This window comes from Scytonema sp. NUACC21 (genome assembly GCF_054684315.1).
In genome coordinates this window covers 1-20270 of the sequence record NZ_BAAFZH010000033.1, presented here as the reverse complement: position 1 = coordinate 20270, position 20270 = coordinate 1, and the positions used below count along the sequence as shown (strand labels likewise).

Sequence of the window (20270 nt, the reverse complement as noted above, 5' to 3'; positions counted from 1 at the left end):
CAGGAGAGCTTGACTACAAGCGCAATGTAACTTTAGGTGATGGTTTTCTCGCCCTTACTCATTTATGATCGGAATTTGTAACCAATCCCTGTGACCAAGACGATGTCTGCTCATTCTCTACCTGATAAAACCGCCGCTTGGCATAGTTTAGAAGTTAATAAATCACTGGAACTGCTCTCAACAAATGCAGACACTGGCTTAACGCCCCAAGAAGTACAACAGCGGTTGCAACAATATGGACCCAATGAACTTGAAGAAACGGCAGGACGGAGTTCTTGGGAGATTTTGCTAGATCAGTTCAAGAACATTATGTTGCTGATGCTGATCGCCGTAGCTATCATTTCTGGAGGTTTGGACTTATTAGCTTGGCGACAAGGCACGCTGAAACCTGGAGAGTTACCATTTAAAGACACAATTGCTATCTTAGCGATTGTCGTTCTCAACGGCATACTCGGTTATGTCCAAGAAAGTCGTGCGGAAAAAGCTTTGGCAGCCCTGAAAAAACTTTCCTCTCCTAATGTTCGAGTTATTCGTGAAGGTAGACCATTAGAAGTGGCGGGCAAGGATTTGGTGCCAGGAGATTTGATGCTGGTGGAAGCTGGGGTGCAGGTAGCCGCAGACGGACGCCTGATAGAAGAGTCGAACCTACAAGTTCGGGAATCAGCACTGACAGGGGAAGCTGAAGCAGTCAACAAAAGGTCAGCAATTGTTTTGCCAGAAGAAACATCTTTAGGCGATCGCATCAACTTAATCTTTCAAGGTACTGAAGTTGTCCAAGGAAGAGCTAAGATTCTGGTAACAAATACCGGAATGCGAACGGAACTGGGCAAAATTGCCTCCATGTTGCAGGCAGTGGAAAGCGAACCAACCCCCCTACAACAGCGGATGACCCAATTAGGCAACGTCCTAGTCACGGGTTCCTTGGTTCTAGTAGCGCTCGTCGTCTTGGGCGGTCTTCTGCGTGGCGGTAAGTTAACAGAATTGTTAGAAGTTTCCTTGAGTATGGCAGTAGCTGTGGTGCCAGAAGGTTTACCCGCAGTTATCACTGTAACCTTGGCACTGGGAACTCAGCGGATGGTACGCCGCAATGCCTTGATTCGCAAACTACCAGCAGTAGAAACTCTAGGTTCTGTCACAACTATCTGTTCTGATAAAACTGGCACCCTCACCCAGAACAAGATGGTGGTGCAATCAGTTTACACGAACGTTTCCAACCCTACTTTAACCCCTAGTGGGGATTTAGAATCTCCTGATGGGAGCAACGCATCCCTATCTCAAAAAACTACAAATAACCAATCCTATAGCGTTACAGGTTCTGGTTACGAACCAACAGGAGAGTTTCAACTAGAAGGTCAAAAAACCGACCCACAAGAGCAACCAGAACTCCAAGTGTTATTAGTTGCCTGTACCTTGTGCAATGACTCCTATTTGCAACAGGACAAAGGGCAATGGACGATTTTGGGCGATCCAACAGAGGGTGCTTTAGTCACATTAGCAGGGAAAGGAGGAATTGAAAAAGACCAATGGAACAGCAAACTCCCACGTGTCGCTGAGTTCCCCTTCTCCTCAGAACGCAAACGGATGAGCGTGATTTGTAAGGTGGAGCGAGTAGAGACAGGAATGTCACCACTCGCAGAAGTCGATCCTGTTATCAGCAAGTTACTGCAATCTGAAAGTTACTTGATGTTCACCAAAGGCTCACCAGAGTTAATTCTGACCCGTTGCAGTCAAGTTTATGTCGGCACTGGGGCAATAGCCTTAAACGAAGAACAAAGGCGTCAGATTTTGGCAGAAAACGACAGAATGGCAAGTAAAGGTTTGCGAGTCCTGGGATTTTCTTACAAACCGCTTCTTGAAATCCCTCCAGAAGGTTCCGACGAAGAATCCGAGCAAGGATTGGTGTGGTTGGGATTGGTAGGTATGCTGGATGCACCACGTCCAGAAGTTAGGACAGCCGTTCAAGAATGTCGGGAAGCAGGAATCCGACCGGTGATGATTACTGGTGACCACCAATTGACTGCACGCGCCATTGCTGTCGATTTGGGTATCGCTCAAGAAGGCGATCGCGCCCTGACAGGTCAAGAATTGCAGCGGGAAGAGGTAATACTGGAATCAGCCAGGCATACTGATAGATTGCTTCCATCACTGACGCCTACTTTTAAAATTCTTGACTAATTTGTCGGAACTGTTAATAATTGTGACACACACCCTTTTAGATAAAATACCCCACCCGAAGGTAATTGGGTGGGGGAATTAAGCTTGGTTTTATAATTGGTCATTAGCCAACAGTATATAGTACAAAATTACTGAAAGCTAGACCATTGACTGTTAAATGTCATGCTGAGCGGCAACCTAAATCAGCAGTTTTTGATTTTTGGTATGTTTTAGGGCGATCTGTATAAAAAACTTTGATTTCTTCCAAGGCAAGACGTAAATCTTCTCGACCTCGAAAACCTTCTAAACGTTGCCTCACTATGCCATTTTCTATTAACAGTAAAGTTGGTAATGATTTGAGCTTGTAGGTGGTAGCTAGTTTGAAATTGTCGTCAGCATTAACCCCAACCAATTTAATTTTGTCACCGCATTGCGCTTTAAACTGCAGCAACAACGGCTGAATAATGCGGCACAAACCACACCAAGGTGCTTCAAAATTGACTAAAACAGGAATTGGAGATTCTAAAACTTCTTGAGTAAATATCCGCTCACTAACTGACAACACCATGATGCCTCTAGAAGTATACAGTTTTGTTATCAATCAAGCTGTCAGCAGGAGGAGAGTATCGTGTCACAACTATGAAACAATTTCAACATTATTATTGATTGTGTCACTAAAAAACAGCCAGTACTATGTTTCAGAACAACCCTCTGGATAGTTTTCTATTTCTGATATCTAATACTGGATAGGGAATTTTGACTGATTCGCCACAGCCTGCTCAGTAGAATCTACTTAACAGATCGATCGCCAAGTTCTGTCATAAAAAATTGACCAGTATCTTTCGGCAGGGACTCAAACCTTTAACTGAACCCACTGGAATATATCCAGCATACGACTCGTAGCCCAAATTTAAATTTGAGAAACTCGAGTTGGTAAAGTTTAGCATCTCGTTTCCTTTAGGATTGTATATCCAGAGAAAATGTCAACACTTAGAGTTCCTGACACTTATTGAGAAGTTTCTCAACCACTGGTTGATATTTTTTGGCTTATTTTTCGCCATTTTAACCAGTATCTATTGATTATAAAAGAGAAAATGGCTATTTATCAAGTCTTTTCCCAATTTGGTAATTGTTTAACAACTACCAAACCTAAAACCTCAAAATTAAGCGCCCCCTACTGACAGCTACTTCACCCTTTGAGTTCGCTTTTCTCCTATGGGACGCTTGCGCGAACAGGACTGGTCTCTCTGCCTTCAGGGCTGGTCTCACCAGTTTCCTGGGCGGGGCTTACCCTCCTTCTCCTGTAGGAGACACTTGCGCGAACTTTACCTTGGGCTCACTTCATCCTACATTGATTTGGTAGCAGTTGAATAAGATTAAATAAGAATTTTGTAGGTTCAACTGCTGTTGAAAATTAGAATTGTGTTAAGATCGCGATCGTGATTCTGGCTGATGCTTGTATTAACAATGGGTGTAACCACCAAATTAGCAGCACAAAGACGGCAACACCCACATACGCCGGACGCAAAAATTCCTGCCAGACGATAGATTGACGACCATCAAGAACAGCAGCAAAGGGAAAGATAGATGTGCGCTGTTGAACTTTTTCAAAAGCTTCACCATAGCGATAACTCAAACGGCGCTCGCCATGCCAAACCCCAAACAAATGGTGTAAAACTAACCCTAAGGAAGTGGCAAGAGTAAAACTAGTACCAAGCCAGAGAGTATGGGCAATACACCAAATAATCTGTCCTACCATCTGTGGATGGCGGGTAATGCGGATAATTCCAGTTTCGTAAAGGTGGACTTGGGGCTTTTGGATGGCAGCAATTTCTAGTAGATTGAATGTAGCAGGATACAAAAACAAAAACGAAATAGCTGATAGCACCCAGACAAATTGCTGTACACCCTCTATGCTTTGGACGTTCCAAAGTCGCAAGCCATCATAGCGGTGGTTAAAAAAGTAAACGATAAGTATCACAGCCAACGGTAGGCTGGTGAGTGCAAAAAGAATGCGGTAAAGTCTACATCCAATGTTTTTCTCTGCCCAAGGGCGTAAGGCAGCCCCTCCACTGTGGACAATCGCAAAACAAAATTGTAGTCCCAGCATGACAAAATGACTAAGGGTCAACCAAGCGGGCAACATCATATACACAAATGAAGTAATTTAAAGAAAACCAAATTTAGTACAACGAATACCACAAACTATGTAAGAAAATCTCAGGCAGGGTGTTCTGCCCCAGTGAAGTGTGGGGACAAGATGTATATCAGTTAACCATGCTTCATCAGCACCATAAAAGAAGATCGCTATTATCTGATGAAAAATCTACTGTCTGATGTGAAGCAAGTTCTTACCGCCAAGCAGAAGCTAAGAAGCCAAAAGCCAGAAGCCAGAGGAGCCACTGCGTTTCTCCTGTTACCAGAGTTAAAGCAAGTGGCGTGGCAGAAGGTAATACCTTTTGTTTCAATCTTCTCCGTACTAAAGGTAACGAGCTTGTATCTCTTGGTAAAAGCCAGCGATCGCATACAACGATGGAATCAGGGGGGACAGGTTAAAGGAAACGGGTTACACAACTGTTCCTTATACCCTGTCCCCATTTCATGGCAATGGATATTTTCTTACACAATGTATGGGTTTCGGTTATGTGTAAAGTGGCTTGGAGGGCAAAATATTGCAATGAAAATCTTGTTACTCAAACGTGCGAATTGTATCGTAGCTCCACCTTTAGCAGAATCAAGGAATTTAGAAACCAAGATGCTAAGGTATCAAAATCCACTTTTTATTTCTTGAAATTAGAAAAGGAGATTTTAGTCAAGATGATGTGCTACTGTCTTTCCCGAAACAGCTACTAGGTATAAGATGCAATAGGTCGTGTCCTGTTGTGAAAGCTTATTATGCTGGTTTGTAGAAGATTGCCGCTCCTTTCACAGTTTGTGGGTTTAGCCTTATGTCTGACCTTCCTTTCACCTTAGATCAATTACGTATTCTGAAAGCGATCGCTGCAGAAGGGAGCTTCAAGCGCGCAAATTGCTCCAAAGCTTATAGTGTAAGCCTTTTAATTTCATCCTTTATCCTTCATACTGAGCGCCTTGTTGTACTAGCTAACTCAATATTCCCATCTCCTAGGAAAATTTTCTTACAACTCATTTAAAATTTTTATATTTCATCTACAATTTGCATATTATTGAGAGCTAATAATTAAGTGGAGAAGCCAGTGAAAAATCAGGGCATTAATATTTTTGCTAATTATAAAGTGCAACTACTTAGCAATAATAGATTAGAGAATTAAGGTAGGAAATAGAAGAAACAGAGGGTATTAGCCCGAGTCTAATTACGACCACTTTAAAAAATAGTAATAAAAGTAGGTTTTGTACTTTTTGGTAGTAGTTTTGCAAAATTAATGAAATACCCTAATTGAAACTGCGATCGCTTTCTACTAAAAAATTATACGCCGATTCTTCTGAAAAAACCCTATTCCAAGATGTGTTATCATTACTCGGACACATTGAACTGGTGTAGCTCTGATTGTGACGAAGAGCCACAATTGCAGCAGCAGTAATGCATATAGCACTAAGGTATAAAAGTTTCATCATGGAGACTCTAGAGAATGTAAAGTGAGTAGTTCTGCAAATGCACACAAGTAAAGCTTATAAGTAGGTTGGTGAAAATAAAAGCAGTTATGTCAAGAAATATAAAAAATATTAGATTTTTTACAGATGACCGATCGCAAATGACAAAGGACGCTCCTAACCAGTCAAATTTATTTATACCGACGTACTTAATTAAGTCTTTCCAAATTTACACGAACAACTTTTCCATAGGCATCACCTTGTAAGCTCACCCAAAAGGATGATGTTTGAAAAGTTTTGATATTATTCGTATAATAGCTAACCTGATTTCATCTAAGCTATAGATAGAAAGTCATATAAATTTCATGACTTTAGTCATACCTCCATGAGTAATTGTGTTGTAATATGCATAGGTATTTGAATTGACAATAATAATTATCATCTCACAATGACTTGCCACTTTATCTTTTGGCTTGCAATATATTTACAGGATTGTGTTGGGTTTCGTTCCTCAACCCAACCTACGATTTTGTGAGGTTTTCAGGTTGAAAAATTTACCAAATCCGGGTGAGTTCCTGTTGTGTCAGTAGATCCAATAGTGACAACTGAGTCCACGTCGTATCTTCTTTGACCGCTAGGGGTAAAAATACCTTTGATTTTCCCGTCTTTGAGCCATATGCACGAGTGTTTTGGTGCTGACTCCCAATCGGGCCGCAGCGATTCTTGGTGGTACATGATTTGCCATTTGACGTAGGTTAATTATTTCTGTTTTATTCTCCAGCAAATGTTAAGCTTTGTCGGGTAAAGTCTGAAAAATTATTGTTCTAGGTCAAACTCCAATTAAAATTCAAAGCCTCTCTCCTTGTAGGAGAGAGGTTTGGAGAGAGGTAAGATTTTATTGTGTACAAACAAGTATTGTGTTGGGTTTCGTTCCTCAACCCAACCTACGATCTTTCTGCTATGTAAGGTAGGAAGGCGATCAACCTTGGTCTAAACGCAAGACTGCCATAAACGCTTCTTGTGGTACATCCACAGTACCTACAGATTTCATCCGCTTTTTACCTTTTGCCTGCTTCTGCAAGAGTTTCTTCTTACGACTGATGTCACCACCGTAACACTTGGCAAGTACGTCTTTCCGCAATGCGGGAATATGTTCGCTGGCAATCACCTTGCTACCAATGGCTGCTTGGATGGGCACTTTAAATTGATGGCGGGGGATAAGTTCTTTGAGTTTTTCTGCCATCGACCGCCCGACACCGTAAGCTTTATCCCTGTGGACAATCATCGCCAAGGAATCAACGGGGTCACCATTAATCAAGATATCTAACTTGACCAAGGGATTTTCCCGGTAGCCAATCAATTGATATTCCATACTGGCGTAACCCCGAGACCGAGACTTCATTTGGTCAAAAAAGTCAGTGACGACTTCTGCCAAAGGAAGTTCGTATGTTAGCGTAGTACGTCCTTGGGTGAGATACTTCATATCTTTAAAGACTCCGCGTCGGTTTTGCGCCAACTCCATCAAAGTACCGACGTAAGTCTCCGGCGTAATCATATCTACCTGAACGTAGGGTTCTTCAATTTTTTCCCGTTCGTTGGGTGAGGGTAAATGGCTGGGGTTATCAACGTAAATTTCCTCGCCCTTAACGGTGGTTACCTTGTACACTACTGACGGGGCGGTAATAATCAAATCCAGATCGTACTCTCGCTCCAGGCGTTCTTGCACAATTTCCATGTGCAGCAATCCCAATAACCCACAACGGAAACCAAAACCCATCGCACTGGAAGTTTCTGGTTCAAAATGCAATGCGGCGTCATTCAGTTTCAGCTTATCTAAAGCTTCGCGCAAATCTTCAAATTGGTCAGCATCAATGGGGAACATTCCACAGAATACCATCGGGTTGGCTTCTGTATAACCGGGTAACGGTTCGGCTGCTTTGGCGGCGGACAGGGTAATGGTATCTCCCACCCGTGCATCCGCTACAGCTTTGATTGCTGCTGATAAGTAACCCACTTCTCCCGCATGGAGTTCATCCACTGGCTTTTGGGTGGGAGAAAGCACCCCTACCTCATCAATTTCGTATTCTTTGCCGGATGCCATGAGGTAGATGCGATCGCCTTTTTTCACCTTGCCATCCATGACGCGAAAATAGACAATCACTCCTCGATAGCTATCATAGTAGCTATCAAAAATCAATGCCCTTAGGCGATCGTCCACAGTATTCCGTGGCTGTGGTATGCGCTCAACAATTGCTTCGAGAATCTCCGGTACGCCGATTCCTTCTTTTGCAGAAGCAAGAATCGCACCACTGCAATCTAAACCGATAATTTCCTCAATTTCCTTGATAACTCGGTCTGGTTCTGCCCCTGGCAAATCAATTTTATTCAAAACTGGAATAATTTCCAGGTTGTGATCTAAAGCTAAATAAACGTTTGCCAAGGTTTGAGCTTCAACACCTTGAGACGCATCCACGACTAGCAGCGCACCTTCGCAAGCGGCAAGACTGCGGGATACCTCATAGGAAAAGTCCACATGCCTGTGCCCAACACAAAAGTACACGCCACACCATCATTGTTGTCATCACACACTTCGTATGGGGTGGGCGTGTTGGCGGTGGGGGCGGTGATAGGATTCACGGTGGCAATACTACTGTTGGACACACATGGAGCAACACCAAAAACCGTGTACGTAAACGTACTCGGAGTTGCATTAAAACCGGGAATAAAAGTTCCTGCAGCAGCATTAAATGTTCCTCCTGTACCTCCCGTTCGAATCCATGAACCACCCAATTGCTCACCCGTGATAATATCAGCTAAATTGATGGGGGTGGTAGATTGACAAACCGTTAACGAGCCGTCATTTCCGGCATTGGGAGCAACTGAAATAGAAACGGTTGCAATACTGGAATCGGGCCCACAGGGAGCAACACCATTAACTGTGTAAGTAAATGTACTTGTGGTAGCACCCACAGCAGGAGTATAGGTACCTGCCAAAGCATCAAAAGTCCCCCCAGTTCCAGTAGTACGTGTCCAAATCCCTCCCGTTTGTTCCCCTGTAATTAGAGAAGCTAGATTGACAGCTGTGGTGCTAGTTTCACAAACAGCAATGGAACCATCATTCCCCGCAGAGGGTTGCACATTAACGGTAAGCGTAGCAATGCTACTATCCGCAATACATGGCGCTACACCACTTACGGTATAAGTAAAGGTACTTGAAGTGGTAGTTAAAGAAGGGGTAAATGTACCTAAAGTGGCATTAAACGTTCCACCTGAACCCGACGTTCTTGTCCAAGTACCTCCCGTTTGCCCCCCAGTGATTAGGGTAAACAAATCGATAACTGTCGTACTAGTGTTGCAAATAGTCAACCCTCCATCGATACCTGCTTGGGGTTGGGGTTGAACAGTAACAACAACCTCACTAGAGTCATTTGCACAAGGCGTAGTGCCTGTTAGAGTATAAGTAAACACACTTGAAGTTGCACCGATAGCTGGAGTAAATGTTCCAGCCGCAGCATTGAAAACACCGCCAGACCCTGAAGTTCTTGTCCAAGTTCCTCCCGTCTGTTCTCCTGTAATTAAGGAGAATAAATCGATAGCAGCTGTACTAGTTTCACAAACGGTAGTGGCACCATCAACTCCTGCATTGGATTGTGGTACTATGTTCACTGAAGCGATACTAGAAGAAGGCCCACAAGGAAGAACTCCAGAGATAGTGTAAGTAAACGAACTTGAAGTAGCTCCCACGGTAAGGGTGAAAGTCCCCGCAGCGGCATTGAAAACACCCCCAGTACCGGTCGTTCTCGTCCAAACTCCTCCAGTTTGCTGTCCTGAAATAACCGTGCTTAAATCTATAGTTGAGGGATCATTGCTACAAATGAAAACCGATCCGCTAGTCCCAGCATTGGGCTGTGAAACAACATTTACTGTTGCCACACTACTATCATCTACACAAGGGGCTGCCCCTACTATAGTGTAAGTGAATGTACTAGTAGTAACTCCAGCTCCGGGTGTAAATGTTCCAGCAGTGGCATTAAAAACACCGCCTGTACCTGTGGTTCGAACCCATGTCCCGCCTGTTTCTTCTCCAGAAATCAAAGAGAATAAATTGATGGTAGTCACACTTGTCTCACAAATTTGAATTTGTCCATCAAGGCCAGCGTCTGGTTGCGAATTAATGATTACAGAAGCAACACTAGAATCATTGGAACAAGGAGGTATTCCATTAACGGTATACGTAAAGGTGCTCGAAGTACTTCCTGCTGTTGGAGTAAATGAACCCGCAGCAGCATTGAACACACCTCCTGTACCCGTTGTTCTAACCCATGTGCCCCCCGGATCTTGTCCCAAGATAAGCGTATTTAAATTAATTGTAGCTGTATTGGTTTCACAAATGGTAACAGAGCCATCCGTACCTGCATTCGCTCCCTCATTTACTACAACTTGTATCAATTGATTGGGACGACAGGTTGCATCAGAAGGAGTAGGATTTAAAACGGCATACACATAATAAGTACCCGGTGTATTCGGCAAAGAGCCCGTTGTCCCTAGCACACCCGCATCATAAGTAGCCACACCTGCGGCAGGAGTTACTGTCCCTAGTACAGTACCTCCAGTATACATTGCGTCCCCTGTTTGAAGTGCATTGAAATAGACAAACTTGATGGAGTTTGCTACTGTAGCACTAGTAGTTACACCAAAAACAATGGGATCTCCACCCTCACACAACACTTGATTACTAGAGGGATTTGTTATTGTTGGACAAACCGAACAATCAATCATAGAAATAGTAAACGGACGAATGCGAATACATCCCGTAAAAATATTATACAAACTCATGTAAATGGTTTGACTTGTCCCTGAACTCAACACATAAGCCGAAGGATTACCAATTGAATTCGCTGCTAAGTTTTCGGCATCCGATTGATTGGTATAATAATACACTTCATAATCCCCTGTACCCACTAACGGACCCAATACTGTGGGCTCATTAGTAGTTAAATTGAAAACATTGTTGGGCAAACAGTTCTCAATCGCTTGAGCGGGTTGTGTATCATCGGGACTAACCTCAATAGTGATGGGCTTGGTTACGGTGCGAACCGTACCACAAACATTATAACGTACTTGTGCAGTATACGTTTTTGTGGAGGTTGGACAAACCGCAATACTTGGCGTATTTCCAATAACTGTAGCACCATCCAACCATTGAATAGTAGTTAATGAATTCCCTGATGGAGTAAAACGCCAAGATTCATTATTCGCTACCCATGTCCCTGTATTTCGCCCGGGAGGTGTAATTGCTTGTGTACCTGTAGCATTGTGAAGCCCTAATACCGCATTACCACTATTCCAGTTTGCACACACTGTACGACGGGTAACGTGAACATCTATAACATTGGTTCCTTCATACAAAACCAACTGACTCTCCTGAAGACCTTGAGCTGTACCACAAGAGAATAATGGCATGTTACGCACATTTACAATCAATTTTCGACAAGGAGCAATTCCATCGACAATATAACTGATCTGAACGGCTGGATTCGAAGGTACTGCTGGATTCGTATCCTGCATTGGGAAAGTTTTAATCGTTGTATTTACCAAGGTTCTCACCTACATTAGAAAACAGAGCTCTATCTTAGGATAGGGGGAAACACGGTCTAGAACTACTATCGTAGTAAATTACCAGAACCAGGAAAATAACAATATGTTATACAAGTCAAACCAAGACTTGCCTCTAGAAATACGCACTCGCCTTTCTGAGGCATACCAGGATCTGTATCGAGCCGCTTTTAACTCGGCAATCCATTGGTACGGTGAAGCACCAAAGGCTCATCGGGTAGCATTAAGTGCTGTGAAGATGCAATCGGCAATGCACAGAAGTATGGTTTAAGATTTGGTAAGAAGAAAGTGAGTTGAAAAAAACATACCAACTGTGACGTTTTGAATGGTATCTTGAAGCCATAAACTATATTCTGTAAAGAACAAAGCAGTTGGTATGTCACCTTCGGATGTGCATTCTCTACACCACGCCATTCCAGTGGAAAAGATTCGATACGATGAGCGGGGTTTAGTGCCGACAATTGTTCAGGATTATTTGGACGGCACTGTTTTGATGATGGCGTGGATGAATCGGGAGTCGCTACAAAAGACTTTGGAAACTGGGGAAACTTGGTTTTGGAGTCGATCCCGACAAGAGTTTTGGCATAAAGGAGAAACTTCAGGGCACATACAGAAGGTAAAAAGTATTCGTTACGATTGCGATAGTGATGCTTTGCTTATTGGTATTGAGCAAATAGGAGATATAGCCTGTCATACAGGTGAGCGCAGCTGCTTTCACCAAGTTGATGGGAAAGTTGTCCCACCTCCAGGAGATACACTGTCACAAGTTTTTTCAGTTATATGCGATCGCCGTGATGCTCCAAAAGAAGATTCCTACACCTGTAAGTTGTTTGCAGGTGGTGATAATAAGATTTTGAAAAAGATAGGTGAAGAAAGTGCTGAGGTAATCATGGCTCTTAAGGACGACGCTCCAGATGCGATCGCAGGTGAGGTAGCAGATTTGATATATCACACTTTGGTCGCGCTAGCTCATCATAATGTTGATATAAAAGCTGTTTACCGTAAGTTACAAGAACGACGTAAATAACTGCTAAACTCTCTTATTTAAGAAGAAGTTTGTTGAGGTACTGCAAAATAGCAATATTGATACCTACACTCAACACCAAGGCTAGCCAATAGCGATCGATCGCTGCCGCCCGGTCTAATGCCCAACCACCCAAGGGAGGACCTATTGCATAGCCAAATGCCCAGCAAAGGGCACCAATGGCAAAATAAACCCCGCGTTGAGATTCAGGAGCCAAGTCAGTAATCAAAGAGGAAGAAGAAGGAGTGTAGGAAACAATAGCGAGGGCAAAGACTCCCAATGCTAAAGTTGCCCAAATGATTTGATGGGATGGTACAGATCCTGTTATGCAAATCAGGCTGAAACCAACAGCCCATAGCAAAGCTGAGATAGTAAGTGCTTGTGGGTCTCTAAAGCGTTTTAAAAAACGGGCAATAGGTAACTGACCAAAAATCACAATTAATAGGTGCCAAGCAAAAAGGGCACTGATTGTGGTTTCAGCAAATCCTTTTCCGGATTCTCCAACTGATACAAAAGTTTTAAAGTATATGGGAAGGGTGCTGTGCAATTGTGAAAAGTATGTTGTAAAAATGACATTTACAGCTATAAATACAAGGAAACGACGATCTGCCAAGGCAGCCATCCAAGACCCTATACGTGAAGTCCTTTCTTGAGGTGTCTCTTTGCGTTGGTTGGTTTCTTTGATTGCTAAATAAACAACTGCAAAAAACACAACGAAAGAGATTGCATCAATGATAAAGAGGATGCGGTAATTCCCCGTTGACGCCACTAACACTCCGCCTAGCACAATTCCCATCCCCAAACCCAGATTGTCGAAAAGTCGGGTGAGGGCATAAGCTTCATGACGATTTTCAGGTACTGTTATATCAGCAACAACAGCTTCATTAGCGGGCCAGTACAAACCCAAACCCATACCAGCGATCGCGTTACCAATGACCAAGGTAACAAAATTGTTGGTTGTAGCCAAGATTATAGAGCCAATGGCTGAAACTGCTGCAGCCAGTAACAAAGTACGGCGGCGTCCAATATAAGGGGAATCAGAAAAAGATCCACTTAAAATTCGCCCTACAATGCCAGATATTGAGGCGCTTCCCAAAGCAATCCCAACAGATGTTGCAGATAAACCAACTTTATTAGTAAAAAAGATTGGGGCGTAAAACAGAGTAAAACCCGTGCCAAATTCCAAAAGAAATCTACCAACAGCCAAAATCCAGACTTGGTGATTTAACTTTGGAAGAAAGGGTAACTTTTGCTGATTCAAGGTTTTCACTTAAATTATTAAACTCTGATTAACTGGTTTTGGTCGTTCTTTGTCATTTGTCATTGGTTTTTAGTAAGAGTTACATCCCTTTTTACATTCCTTAATATAACTGCCTTTACAGTCGCTGACCTATTGATTGTTCCTTATTGTATAAATAATTGTTGGGTCAATAAAACTACTCTTGAGAAGCATTTGTTTTTAATACTGCAATTAGTTGAGTGAGAGGCAACATCTACCCATGTCAGGATTTATCAAGATTCTTCAATTGTTGTAGGGTTAGCACTGAATCGCCAAGCGTAACGCGAGAGGCTCATAACCAAACCTACATAAAATTTGGTCTAGCTCAATGGTATCGGTTTTTGCAGTGGTAAATAGGGGAGGTGGTGAATTGTTACACCCGCTCACTCTTTTCGCCAAAATTCTTATTTTTTGTAATTCTTATCATTTGTCTTAATTTTCCTCACTGATTCCACAGGGTTTCCACAGGCACTTGTCTGTTTTCCACAGAAGTAGAACGATGTTATGGTATCTTGCCATGCCATTGGGGATTTTTTACCGTACTATAACAAGGCTTAGGGGACTGAGTTAATATTAAGATATGTTACAAAAACTCAGTTATAACCCTTATGGTATCGTGAATCTTTATTTTTTCTAAATAGGTTCTTAACACTTTCTCAATCCAACCTGCTTTATTCACTTGATAGGGCAATTCTGTGACAATAATTGCCGTCCGCCGCCGAGTGCCCTTGCTCCCTGCAACCTCCTCAATCTGGGCGACACCCCGCAGCACAATACTGCCCCTACCTGTGGTGTACGCCTCACGAATGCCAGTGTTACCTATGATTTCCCCCCCCGTCGGAAAATCCGGTCCTGGGATTAACTCGAACAGTTTTTCGTCTGGTAAATCGGGTTCATCAATTAATGCAATCAACCCATCAACGATTTCTCCTAAGTTGTGTGGTGGAACATTCGTTGCCATACCCACAGCAATGCCAGAACTGCCATTAAGTAGCAAGAATGGTAATTGTGCTGGCAGTACCGTTGGTTCTTGCTGGGAGTTATCGAAGTTACCAATAAAATCTACTGTTTCCTCGCCGATTTCCAAAAGCATTGCTTCATGACTTATGGGTGCGAGGCGCGTTTCCGTGTAACGCATTGCTGCTGGAGGATCGTTATCGACACTACCAAAATTGCCATGTCCTGCTAGTAAGGGATAGCGACTGGAAAAGTCTTGTACCAGCCTTACCAACGCATCGTAAACTGCTTGGTCACCGTGGGGATGGTATTTACCCAGAACGTCTCCCACCACACGGGCACATTTACGATATGGTCGGTCCGGGACAAGACCCAGTTCGTGCATAGCATATAAAATGCGTCTGTGGACTGGTTTTAAGCCATCTCGCACGTCTGGTAACGCCCGCCCGACTATGACACTCATGGCATATTCTAAATATGACCTTTGCATTTCAGTATGCAAGGCTGTGGTAATGACCTGTCCCTCCGAGAGAAGGTTTAACTGTTTTGCCATGAGTTTGTTTCCCTAAAATTTTAACTACACAAAATTTGCCATTAATGAAGACTACAGCAAACACAGCATAACGGATGAATTGGTCTTCATTACAAAATCTTGATAGTCATACTATAGAAAGCAGTAGTATTATCCTTGTTGGCAACAATTTATTATTGATTATTTCAATAGTGGGTACACAAGCGTTTTGATTAGGTGGTAATACACCTGACTCCGTTGTGTTCCGTTAGTTAAGATGAGCTATCCGAATGTCAAATTCTCATGAAAACTGTTTTAATTGTCGAAGACGATTTGATCAATGCTCGCGTTTTTTCTAAGATTTTGACCAAGCGAGGGGGCTTGGAGGTAAAACATACTGAAAACGTGGAGGAAGTGATGAAATTTGCCCAAGGAGGGGAAGTAGACATTATTTTGATGGATGTTTCTCTGTCACGAAGTGTTTATCAAGGTAAGTCAGTTGATGGGATCAAAATTACACAAATGTTGAAATCCGACCCACAAACAGCTTCCTTACCGATTATTCTCGTGACAGCACACGCAATGGAGGGCGATCGCGAGAATTTTCTCAAAGCTAGCGGTGCAGATGGTTATATCTCTAAACCCGTTGTCGATCACCAACAGTTTGTCGATCAAATCATGGCACTGCTACCTAAGAAGGATAACTAAAGGGATTTTCAGGAGAAGTAAGAAAATACTGTCCACTCCTTTGTCAGTGACACCCTGAGAACTTTAATGTTAGTGTTCCTGGCTTCAGAACACAAGTCTGATATAGTAGTCTGTCATATATATCAGACTACTACCTTCTCTCTTAATTAATATATATGTACTACTATAAGGTACATAGAGCAAGTAGAGGTGGGTTTAGACATAATGTGATATCGCCTGAGAGTGGGTCGTTCCGTTAAACCCACCCCTACAAACCACTCTCCTCATTGTGGAAGTTGCCGCTTGGTGGGGGAGCCTGATATATCTTCATTTGGTTGTTGGAAAACAGCTTGAATGCTGGGTAATTCCAAAAATTTCTTTGTATCGGATAGCAGGCGTTCACCCCAGAGATTTTGTTTGAGAAAATCTATATCAGCATAGCGATCGTCAATGCGGAGTGCGGCTAGCCCCATCGTCACCCCTTGTTGTTGGTTGCCATTGGTATAGGTTGCTACAGCTAAAGCCAATAGAGGTTCTGCAGCTTGCTTGTCAATAGCAACAGCATTTTGCCATTGCTTAATTGCTCCTTGAACATCACCTTGCTCGTACAAAATTAACCCAACGTTGTTGATTGCGGGCCAGAATTTTTTGTCAAAGGAGACTGCTTTTTTATACTGACTGACGGCATCAGAATACTTACCCAGCATATAGTAAGCATTACCTAAATCAAAGAAACCCTCTGGATCGTTGGGTTTTAGCGCCAAACCCTGTTGGTAGTAGTTTGCAGCTTCTTGGTACTTTTGCTGTTGAAAATGAGCCGAACCCAAAGCAAACAGAACATCGCCATTTTTTGGGTTCAGGGTTTGTGCTTTCTTCAGGGCGGAGATTGCTGCATCCATGTCCTTTGTTTGCAAATACAAGCCGCCGAGGAGGAAAAATACTTTATCGTTCTTAGGAGCCAGTTGCGAAGCCAGTCGCGCTCTTGGTAAAGCAAGCTCAAATTGTTGAAACTGGGCTAGTTGAGCGGCTTCCTTTGCTAAACCCAAGCCTTGCTGTTCCAACTTGGCTGCATCAAGCTGCAGTGTATGGGGTACTAGTGCTTGTGCATCTGCAGGTTGGGGCATACTGCACAAACCACAGACAATCATCAGAGAAATCAAACCAATTCGTTTCGGCACACTACCGCCTCTTCGCCAAAAATTAAAGAATCTGTCAGCTAGCTTAAACGATTTCTACTGTAGACGGCAGCAAAATTTTACTCCCGGTTTAGATTTACCCCTACACCCAGGCTACACCCAGGATTCCGTAGGTTGGGTTGACGCCAGCAAACCCAACACCTCATTGAATGTGTCAATGATTCCGTAGGTTGGGTTGACGCCAGCAAACCCAACATCTCATTGAGTGTGTCAATGATTCCGTAGGTTGGGTTGACGCCAGCAAACCCAACACCTCATTGAATGTGTCAATGATTCCGTAGGTTGGGTTGACCCGTTGATATGTTAACCATGTCCGGTCATAAGATTCACGCACCCAAGGGCATTGGGGCTTTGTATGTGCGGCGCGGTGTTAGGTTCCGTCCCATGCTCATCGGCGGAGGACAGGAACGCGGGCGTCGGGCAAGTACAGAAAATGTTCCAGGAATAGTTGCATTGGGCAAGGCATCTGAGCTAGAATTATTACATCTATTGGAAGCTACCACAAGAGAAAAGCGGTTACGCGATCGCCTCGAACAAAGTCTTCTTGCCATGATTCCAGACTGTGAAGTTAATGGCGGTTTAGCGCAAAGATTGCCCAATACAACGAATATTGGCTTTAAGTTTATCGAAGGTGAAGCAATTCTGCTCTCTCTGAACAAACACGGTATCTGTGCCTCGTCTGGTTCTGCTTGCAGTTCTGGTTCTCTTGAACCGTCCCACGTTCTGCGGGCGATGGGTTTACCCTACACAATTTTGCACGGTTCCATCCGGTTCAGTCTTTGCCGCTACACTACAGAAGCTGAGATTGATGCAGTTCTGGCGGTCATGCCCGGTATTGTGGAACGTCTGCGTGCCCTCTCGCCCTTTAAGAGTGATGATGCCGGTTGGCTCCAACAACAGTCATTAGTCAATAGTCATTAGTCATTGGTTAATCGCGATAAGTCATTAGTTAATAGTAGTCATGAGTCACCAGACAAATGACACAGGACAAATGACACAGGACAAAGGACAAATGACAAACGACAAATGACAAACGACAAAGGACATTAGCTATGTGGGACTATACAGATAAAGTAATGGATCTCTTCTACAATCCCCAAAATCAAGGGGTTATAGAAGAAACTGGCGAACCTGGAATTAAAGTGACTGTTGGCGAAGTAGGCAGTATTGCTTGCGGAGATGCTCTAAGGTTGCATCTTAAAGTAGAGAAGGAAACTGAGAAAATTCTGGAAGCTCGTTATCAAACCTTTGGTTGTACCAGCGCTATTGCGTCTTCGGAGGCTTTGGTTGACCTGGTTAAAGGTAAAACTCTAGACGAAGCTCTTAAAATTACTAATAAAGACATTGCTGGCTATCTTGGCGGTTTGCCTGAAGCAAAGATACATTGCTCGGTTATGGGACAAGAAGCCCTAGAAGCTGCAATCTACAATTACCGGGGTATTCCTCTTGCAGCCCACGACGATGATGATGAAGGAGCATTGGTTTGCACTTGCTTTGGCATCAGTGATGCAAAAATTCGCCGCGTGATTGTTGAGAATAATCTCACTACGGCTGAAGAGGTAACAAATTATGTTAAAGCTGGTGGCGGATGCGGTTCTTGTTTAGCGACAATTGATGATATAATAGAATTAGTTCAGAAAGAAGTCGCTTCATCTGTAACTGCTCCCCTAAAGCAAAAAGCTGTGGGTCAGTCAACTCAAAAACCACTGACTCCCGTGCAGAAAATTGCACTGATTCAAAAAGTTCTGGACGAAGAAGTCAGACCCGTTCTCATCGCTGACGGGGGTGATGTGGAACTTTATGATGTGGAAGGCGATCGCGTTAAGGTTCTGCTTCAAGGTGCTTGCGGTTCGTGTTCTAGCAGTACGGCAACTTTGAAGATTGCGATTGAAGCTAGGTTGCGCGATCGCGTGAGCAAAGATCTTGTAGTAGAAGCGGTTGAGCCGTTGCTCTAGGGAGTGTGACCCACAGACGGCAGTATGCATCTCCCTGAAACACCAAGTAGGATTCGACCCCTAAAGTTCTCTTCCTATCAATGCTTGAGTCCTACTGACAACAGACAGCTTTCATAGCGCTGTTATTGCTAAGAGCAGATAGGTGCAGGTATTAACTACCGAAAACGTGAATTTCAGTATCCAACTCGCTTCAAAGGAAAAGGATATGAGCACATTATTCGAGAAACTTGGTGGACAGCAGGGTGTTGAGCAAATCGTAGATGAGTTCTACAAGCGTGTCATGGGTGACGCCACACTCAATCACTTTTTCGCTCATACAGATATGCAAAAGCAGTATCGTCATCAAGCTGCTTTGTTCTCTCAGCTTTTTGATGGCCCAAAACAATACACGGGTCGTGAAATGGCAGTAACACACACAGGTATGAATCTTCAGCAAAAACACTTTGATGCGATTGAGAAGCATCTTCGTGAGTCACTAGCTGTGCGTGGAGTGTCGGCAGATGATGTAAATGCTGCAGTTGCTCGCGTCGCAACTTTGAAGGACGCAATTTTGAATAAGTAATCCAAGGTCTATCCATTGATAGTTGACGAATAGCTGTGTCAAGTCCTGCTTGGTTTCAGACTAATTAAGATTATTGGCGGGCTTGTAAAGCCAAGAAGTTTCAAGAAATTTACCAAAGGAAAGTGATGTTCTTATTTTCGATAGTTTTTGTGGTAGGGCGATCGCCACCGGCAGGCACTTAGTGTCAACGCCACCCAAGGCGCGTTCTACAAGCGGTCACTGCTGCAACTAAAGTGTGACGATTTGTTAAGTTAACAGACCCACCCAACAACCAACCAATCAATTGCAGGAGAAAACTCATCATGTCTGACGAAAAAATTAGACAAATAGCGTTCTACGGAAAAGGCGGTATCGGTAAGTCCACAACTTCTCAAAATACCATTGCCGCTATGGCAGAAATGGGTCAGCGCGTATTGATTGTAGGTTGTGACCCCAAAGCTGACTCCACTTAGCTTTACAAAAGGAACACTTATTTTTGATGCCTAAGTAAGGGCACAAGGTATTCCACCCTCCCCTTACTAACTACGGTGGTGGTGTACAAGTCTGAAATTGTTAACGGACTCTGGTTTTAGCGTGAGTTTTACCCCACCCTAGCCCTCCCCTTATAAAGGGGAGGGAATTTGATTTGTTGCTTCCCCCCTTTATCAGAGGGAATTTGATTTGTTACTTCCCCCCTTTATCAGAGGGAATTTGATTTGTTGCTTCCCCCCTTTATCAGAGGGAATTTGATTTGTTACTTCCCCCCTTTATCAGAGGGAA

General features: G+C 43.4%; 13 protein-coding genes and 4 pseudogenes. 9 read left to right on the top strand and 8 right to left on the bottom strand.

Going from position 1 to position 20270, the window contains the following annotated elements; genetic code table 11:
• Positions 1-102 precede the first annotated feature (102 nt).
• Positions 103-2094, top strand: a pseudogene (locus ACYRY3_RS03045) (cation-translocating P-type ATPase); the annotation flags it as partial.
• Positions 2095-2335: 241 nt separating this feature from the next.
• Here the strand turns inward: ACYRY3_RS03045 and ACYRY3_RS03040 are convergent.
• Complete coding sequence (locus ACYRY3_RS03040; protein ID WP_460200301.1) at positions 2336-2722, bottom strand: thioredoxin family protein; 387 nt, start codon at positions 2720-2722, stop codon at positions 2336-2338.
• 846 nt (positions 2723-3568) lie between these two features.
• Entirely contained in the window at positions 3569-4303 is a 735-nt protein-coding gene (locus tag ACYRY3_RS03035; protein WP_460200300.1) for an NnrU family protein, read from the bottom strand.
• A 168-nt stretch (positions 4304-4471) separates the two neighbouring features.
• Between ACYRY3_RS03035 and ACYRY3_RS03030 the strand changes: the two genes are divergently transcribed.
• The gene (locus ACYRY3_RS03030) at positions 4472-4945 is read left to right on the top strand and encodes a hypothetical protein (protein ID WP_460200299.1); all 474 of its coding nucleotides are present in this window, start codon (positions 4472-4474) and stop codon (positions 4943-4945) included.
• Between the two features lie 620 nt (positions 4946-5565).
• On the opposite strand, the gene ACYRY3_RS03025 is transcribed toward ACYRY3_RS03030, so the two are convergent.
• From ACYRY3_RS03025 to ACYRY3_RS03015, 3 genes and pseudogenes are all read right to left on the bottom strand, one after another.
• Positions 5566-5748, bottom strand: a complete 183-nt coding sequence (locus ACYRY3_RS03025; RefSeq protein ID WP_460200298.1) for a hypothetical protein — start codon at positions 5746-5748, stop codon at positions 5566-5568.
• A gap of 955 nt (positions 5749-6703) precedes the next feature.
• Positions 6704-8260, bottom strand: a pseudogene (lepA, locus tag ACYRY3_RS03020) (translation elongation factor 4); the annotation flags it as partial.
• Positions 8200-11187 (bottom strand): beta strand repeat-containing protein, encoded by a 2988-nt coding sequence (locus ACYRY3_RS03015; RefSeq protein WP_460200297.1) that lies wholly within the window; start codon positions 11185-11187, stop codon positions 8200-8202. The pseudogene lepA and the gene ACYRY3_RS03015, both read right to left, overlap by 61 nt.
• A gap of 238 nt (positions 11188-11425) precedes the next feature.
• Between ACYRY3_RS03015 and ACYRY3_RS03010 the strand changes: the two genes are divergently transcribed.
• Complete coding sequence (locus tag ACYRY3_RS03010) at positions 11426-11611, top strand: ChaB family protein (protein WP_460200296.1); 186 nt, start codon at positions 11426-11428, stop codon at positions 11609-11611.
• A gap of 105 nt (positions 11612-11716) precedes the next feature.
• On the top strand, positions 11717-12367 hold the full coding sequence (hisIE, locus tag ACYRY3_RS03005; RefSeq protein WP_460200295.1) for a bifunctional phosphoribosyl-AMP cyclohydrolase/phosphoribosyl-ATP diphosphatase HisIE: 651 nt from the start codon (positions 11717-11719) through the stop codon (positions 12365-12367).
• A gap of 13 nt (positions 12368-12380) precedes the next feature.
• Here the strand turns inward: hisIE and ACYRY3_RS03000 are convergent, their stop codons facing one another.
• Both ACYRY3_RS03000 and ACYRY3_RS02995 read right to left on the bottom strand, forming a co-directional pair.
• Positions 12381-13634 (bottom strand): MDR family MFS transporter, encoded by a 1254-nt coding sequence (locus tag ACYRY3_RS03000; RefSeq protein WP_460200294.1) that lies wholly within the window; start codon positions 13632-13634, stop codon positions 12381-12383.
• 592 nt (positions 13635-14226) lie between these two features.
• The gene (locus ACYRY3_RS02995; protein ID WP_460200293.1) at positions 14227-15153 is read right to left on the bottom strand and encodes a DNA gyrase subunit A; all 927 of its coding nucleotides are present in this window, start codon (positions 15151-15153) and stop codon (positions 14227-14229) included.
• Positions 15154-15414: 261 nt separating this feature from the next.
• Between ACYRY3_RS02995 and ACYRY3_RS02990 the strand changes: the two genes are divergently transcribed.
• Entirely contained in the window at positions 15415-15819 is a 405-nt protein-coding gene (locus ACYRY3_RS02990) for a response regulator (protein WP_460200292.1), read from the top strand.
• Positions 15820-16082: 263 nt separating this feature from the next.
• On the opposite strand, the gene ACYRY3_RS02985 is transcribed toward ACYRY3_RS02990, so the two are convergent.
• Positions 16083-16976, bottom strand: coding sequence for a tetratricopeptide repeat protein (locus tag ACYRY3_RS02985; RefSeq protein WP_460200290.1), 894 nt, complete (start codon positions 16974-16976; stop codon positions 16083-16085).
• Positions 16977-17288: 312 nt separating this feature from the next.
• Here ACYRY3_RS02985 and ACYRY3_RS02980 point away from each other — a divergent pair.
• The 4 genes and pseudogenes from ACYRY3_RS02980 to ACYRY3_RS02965 form a co-directional block, all read left to right on the top strand.
• Positions 17289-17915 (top strand): annotated as a pseudogene (locus ACYRY3_RS02980) (aminotransferase class V-fold PLP-dependent enzyme); the annotation flags it as partial.
• A gap of 131 nt (positions 17916-18046) precedes the next feature.
• Positions 18047-18949 carry a Fe-S cluster assembly protein NifU gene (nifU, locus tag ACYRY3_RS02975; protein ID WP_460200289.1) on the top strand — a complete coding sequence of 301 codons (903 nt, stop codon included), beginning with the start codon at positions 18047-18049 and terminating at the stop codon, positions 18947-18949.
• A 205-nt stretch (positions 18950-19154) separates the two neighbouring features.
• Positions 19155-19511, top strand: coding sequence for a group I truncated hemoglobin (locus tag ACYRY3_RS02970; RefSeq protein ID WP_460200288.1), 357 nt, complete (start codon positions 19155-19157; stop codon positions 19509-19511).
• Between the two features lie 302 nt (positions 19512-19813).
• Positions 19814-19960, top strand: a pseudogene (locus ACYRY3_RS02965) (AAA family ATPase); the annotation flags it as partial.
• Positions 19961-20270: the final 310 nt, after the last annotated feature.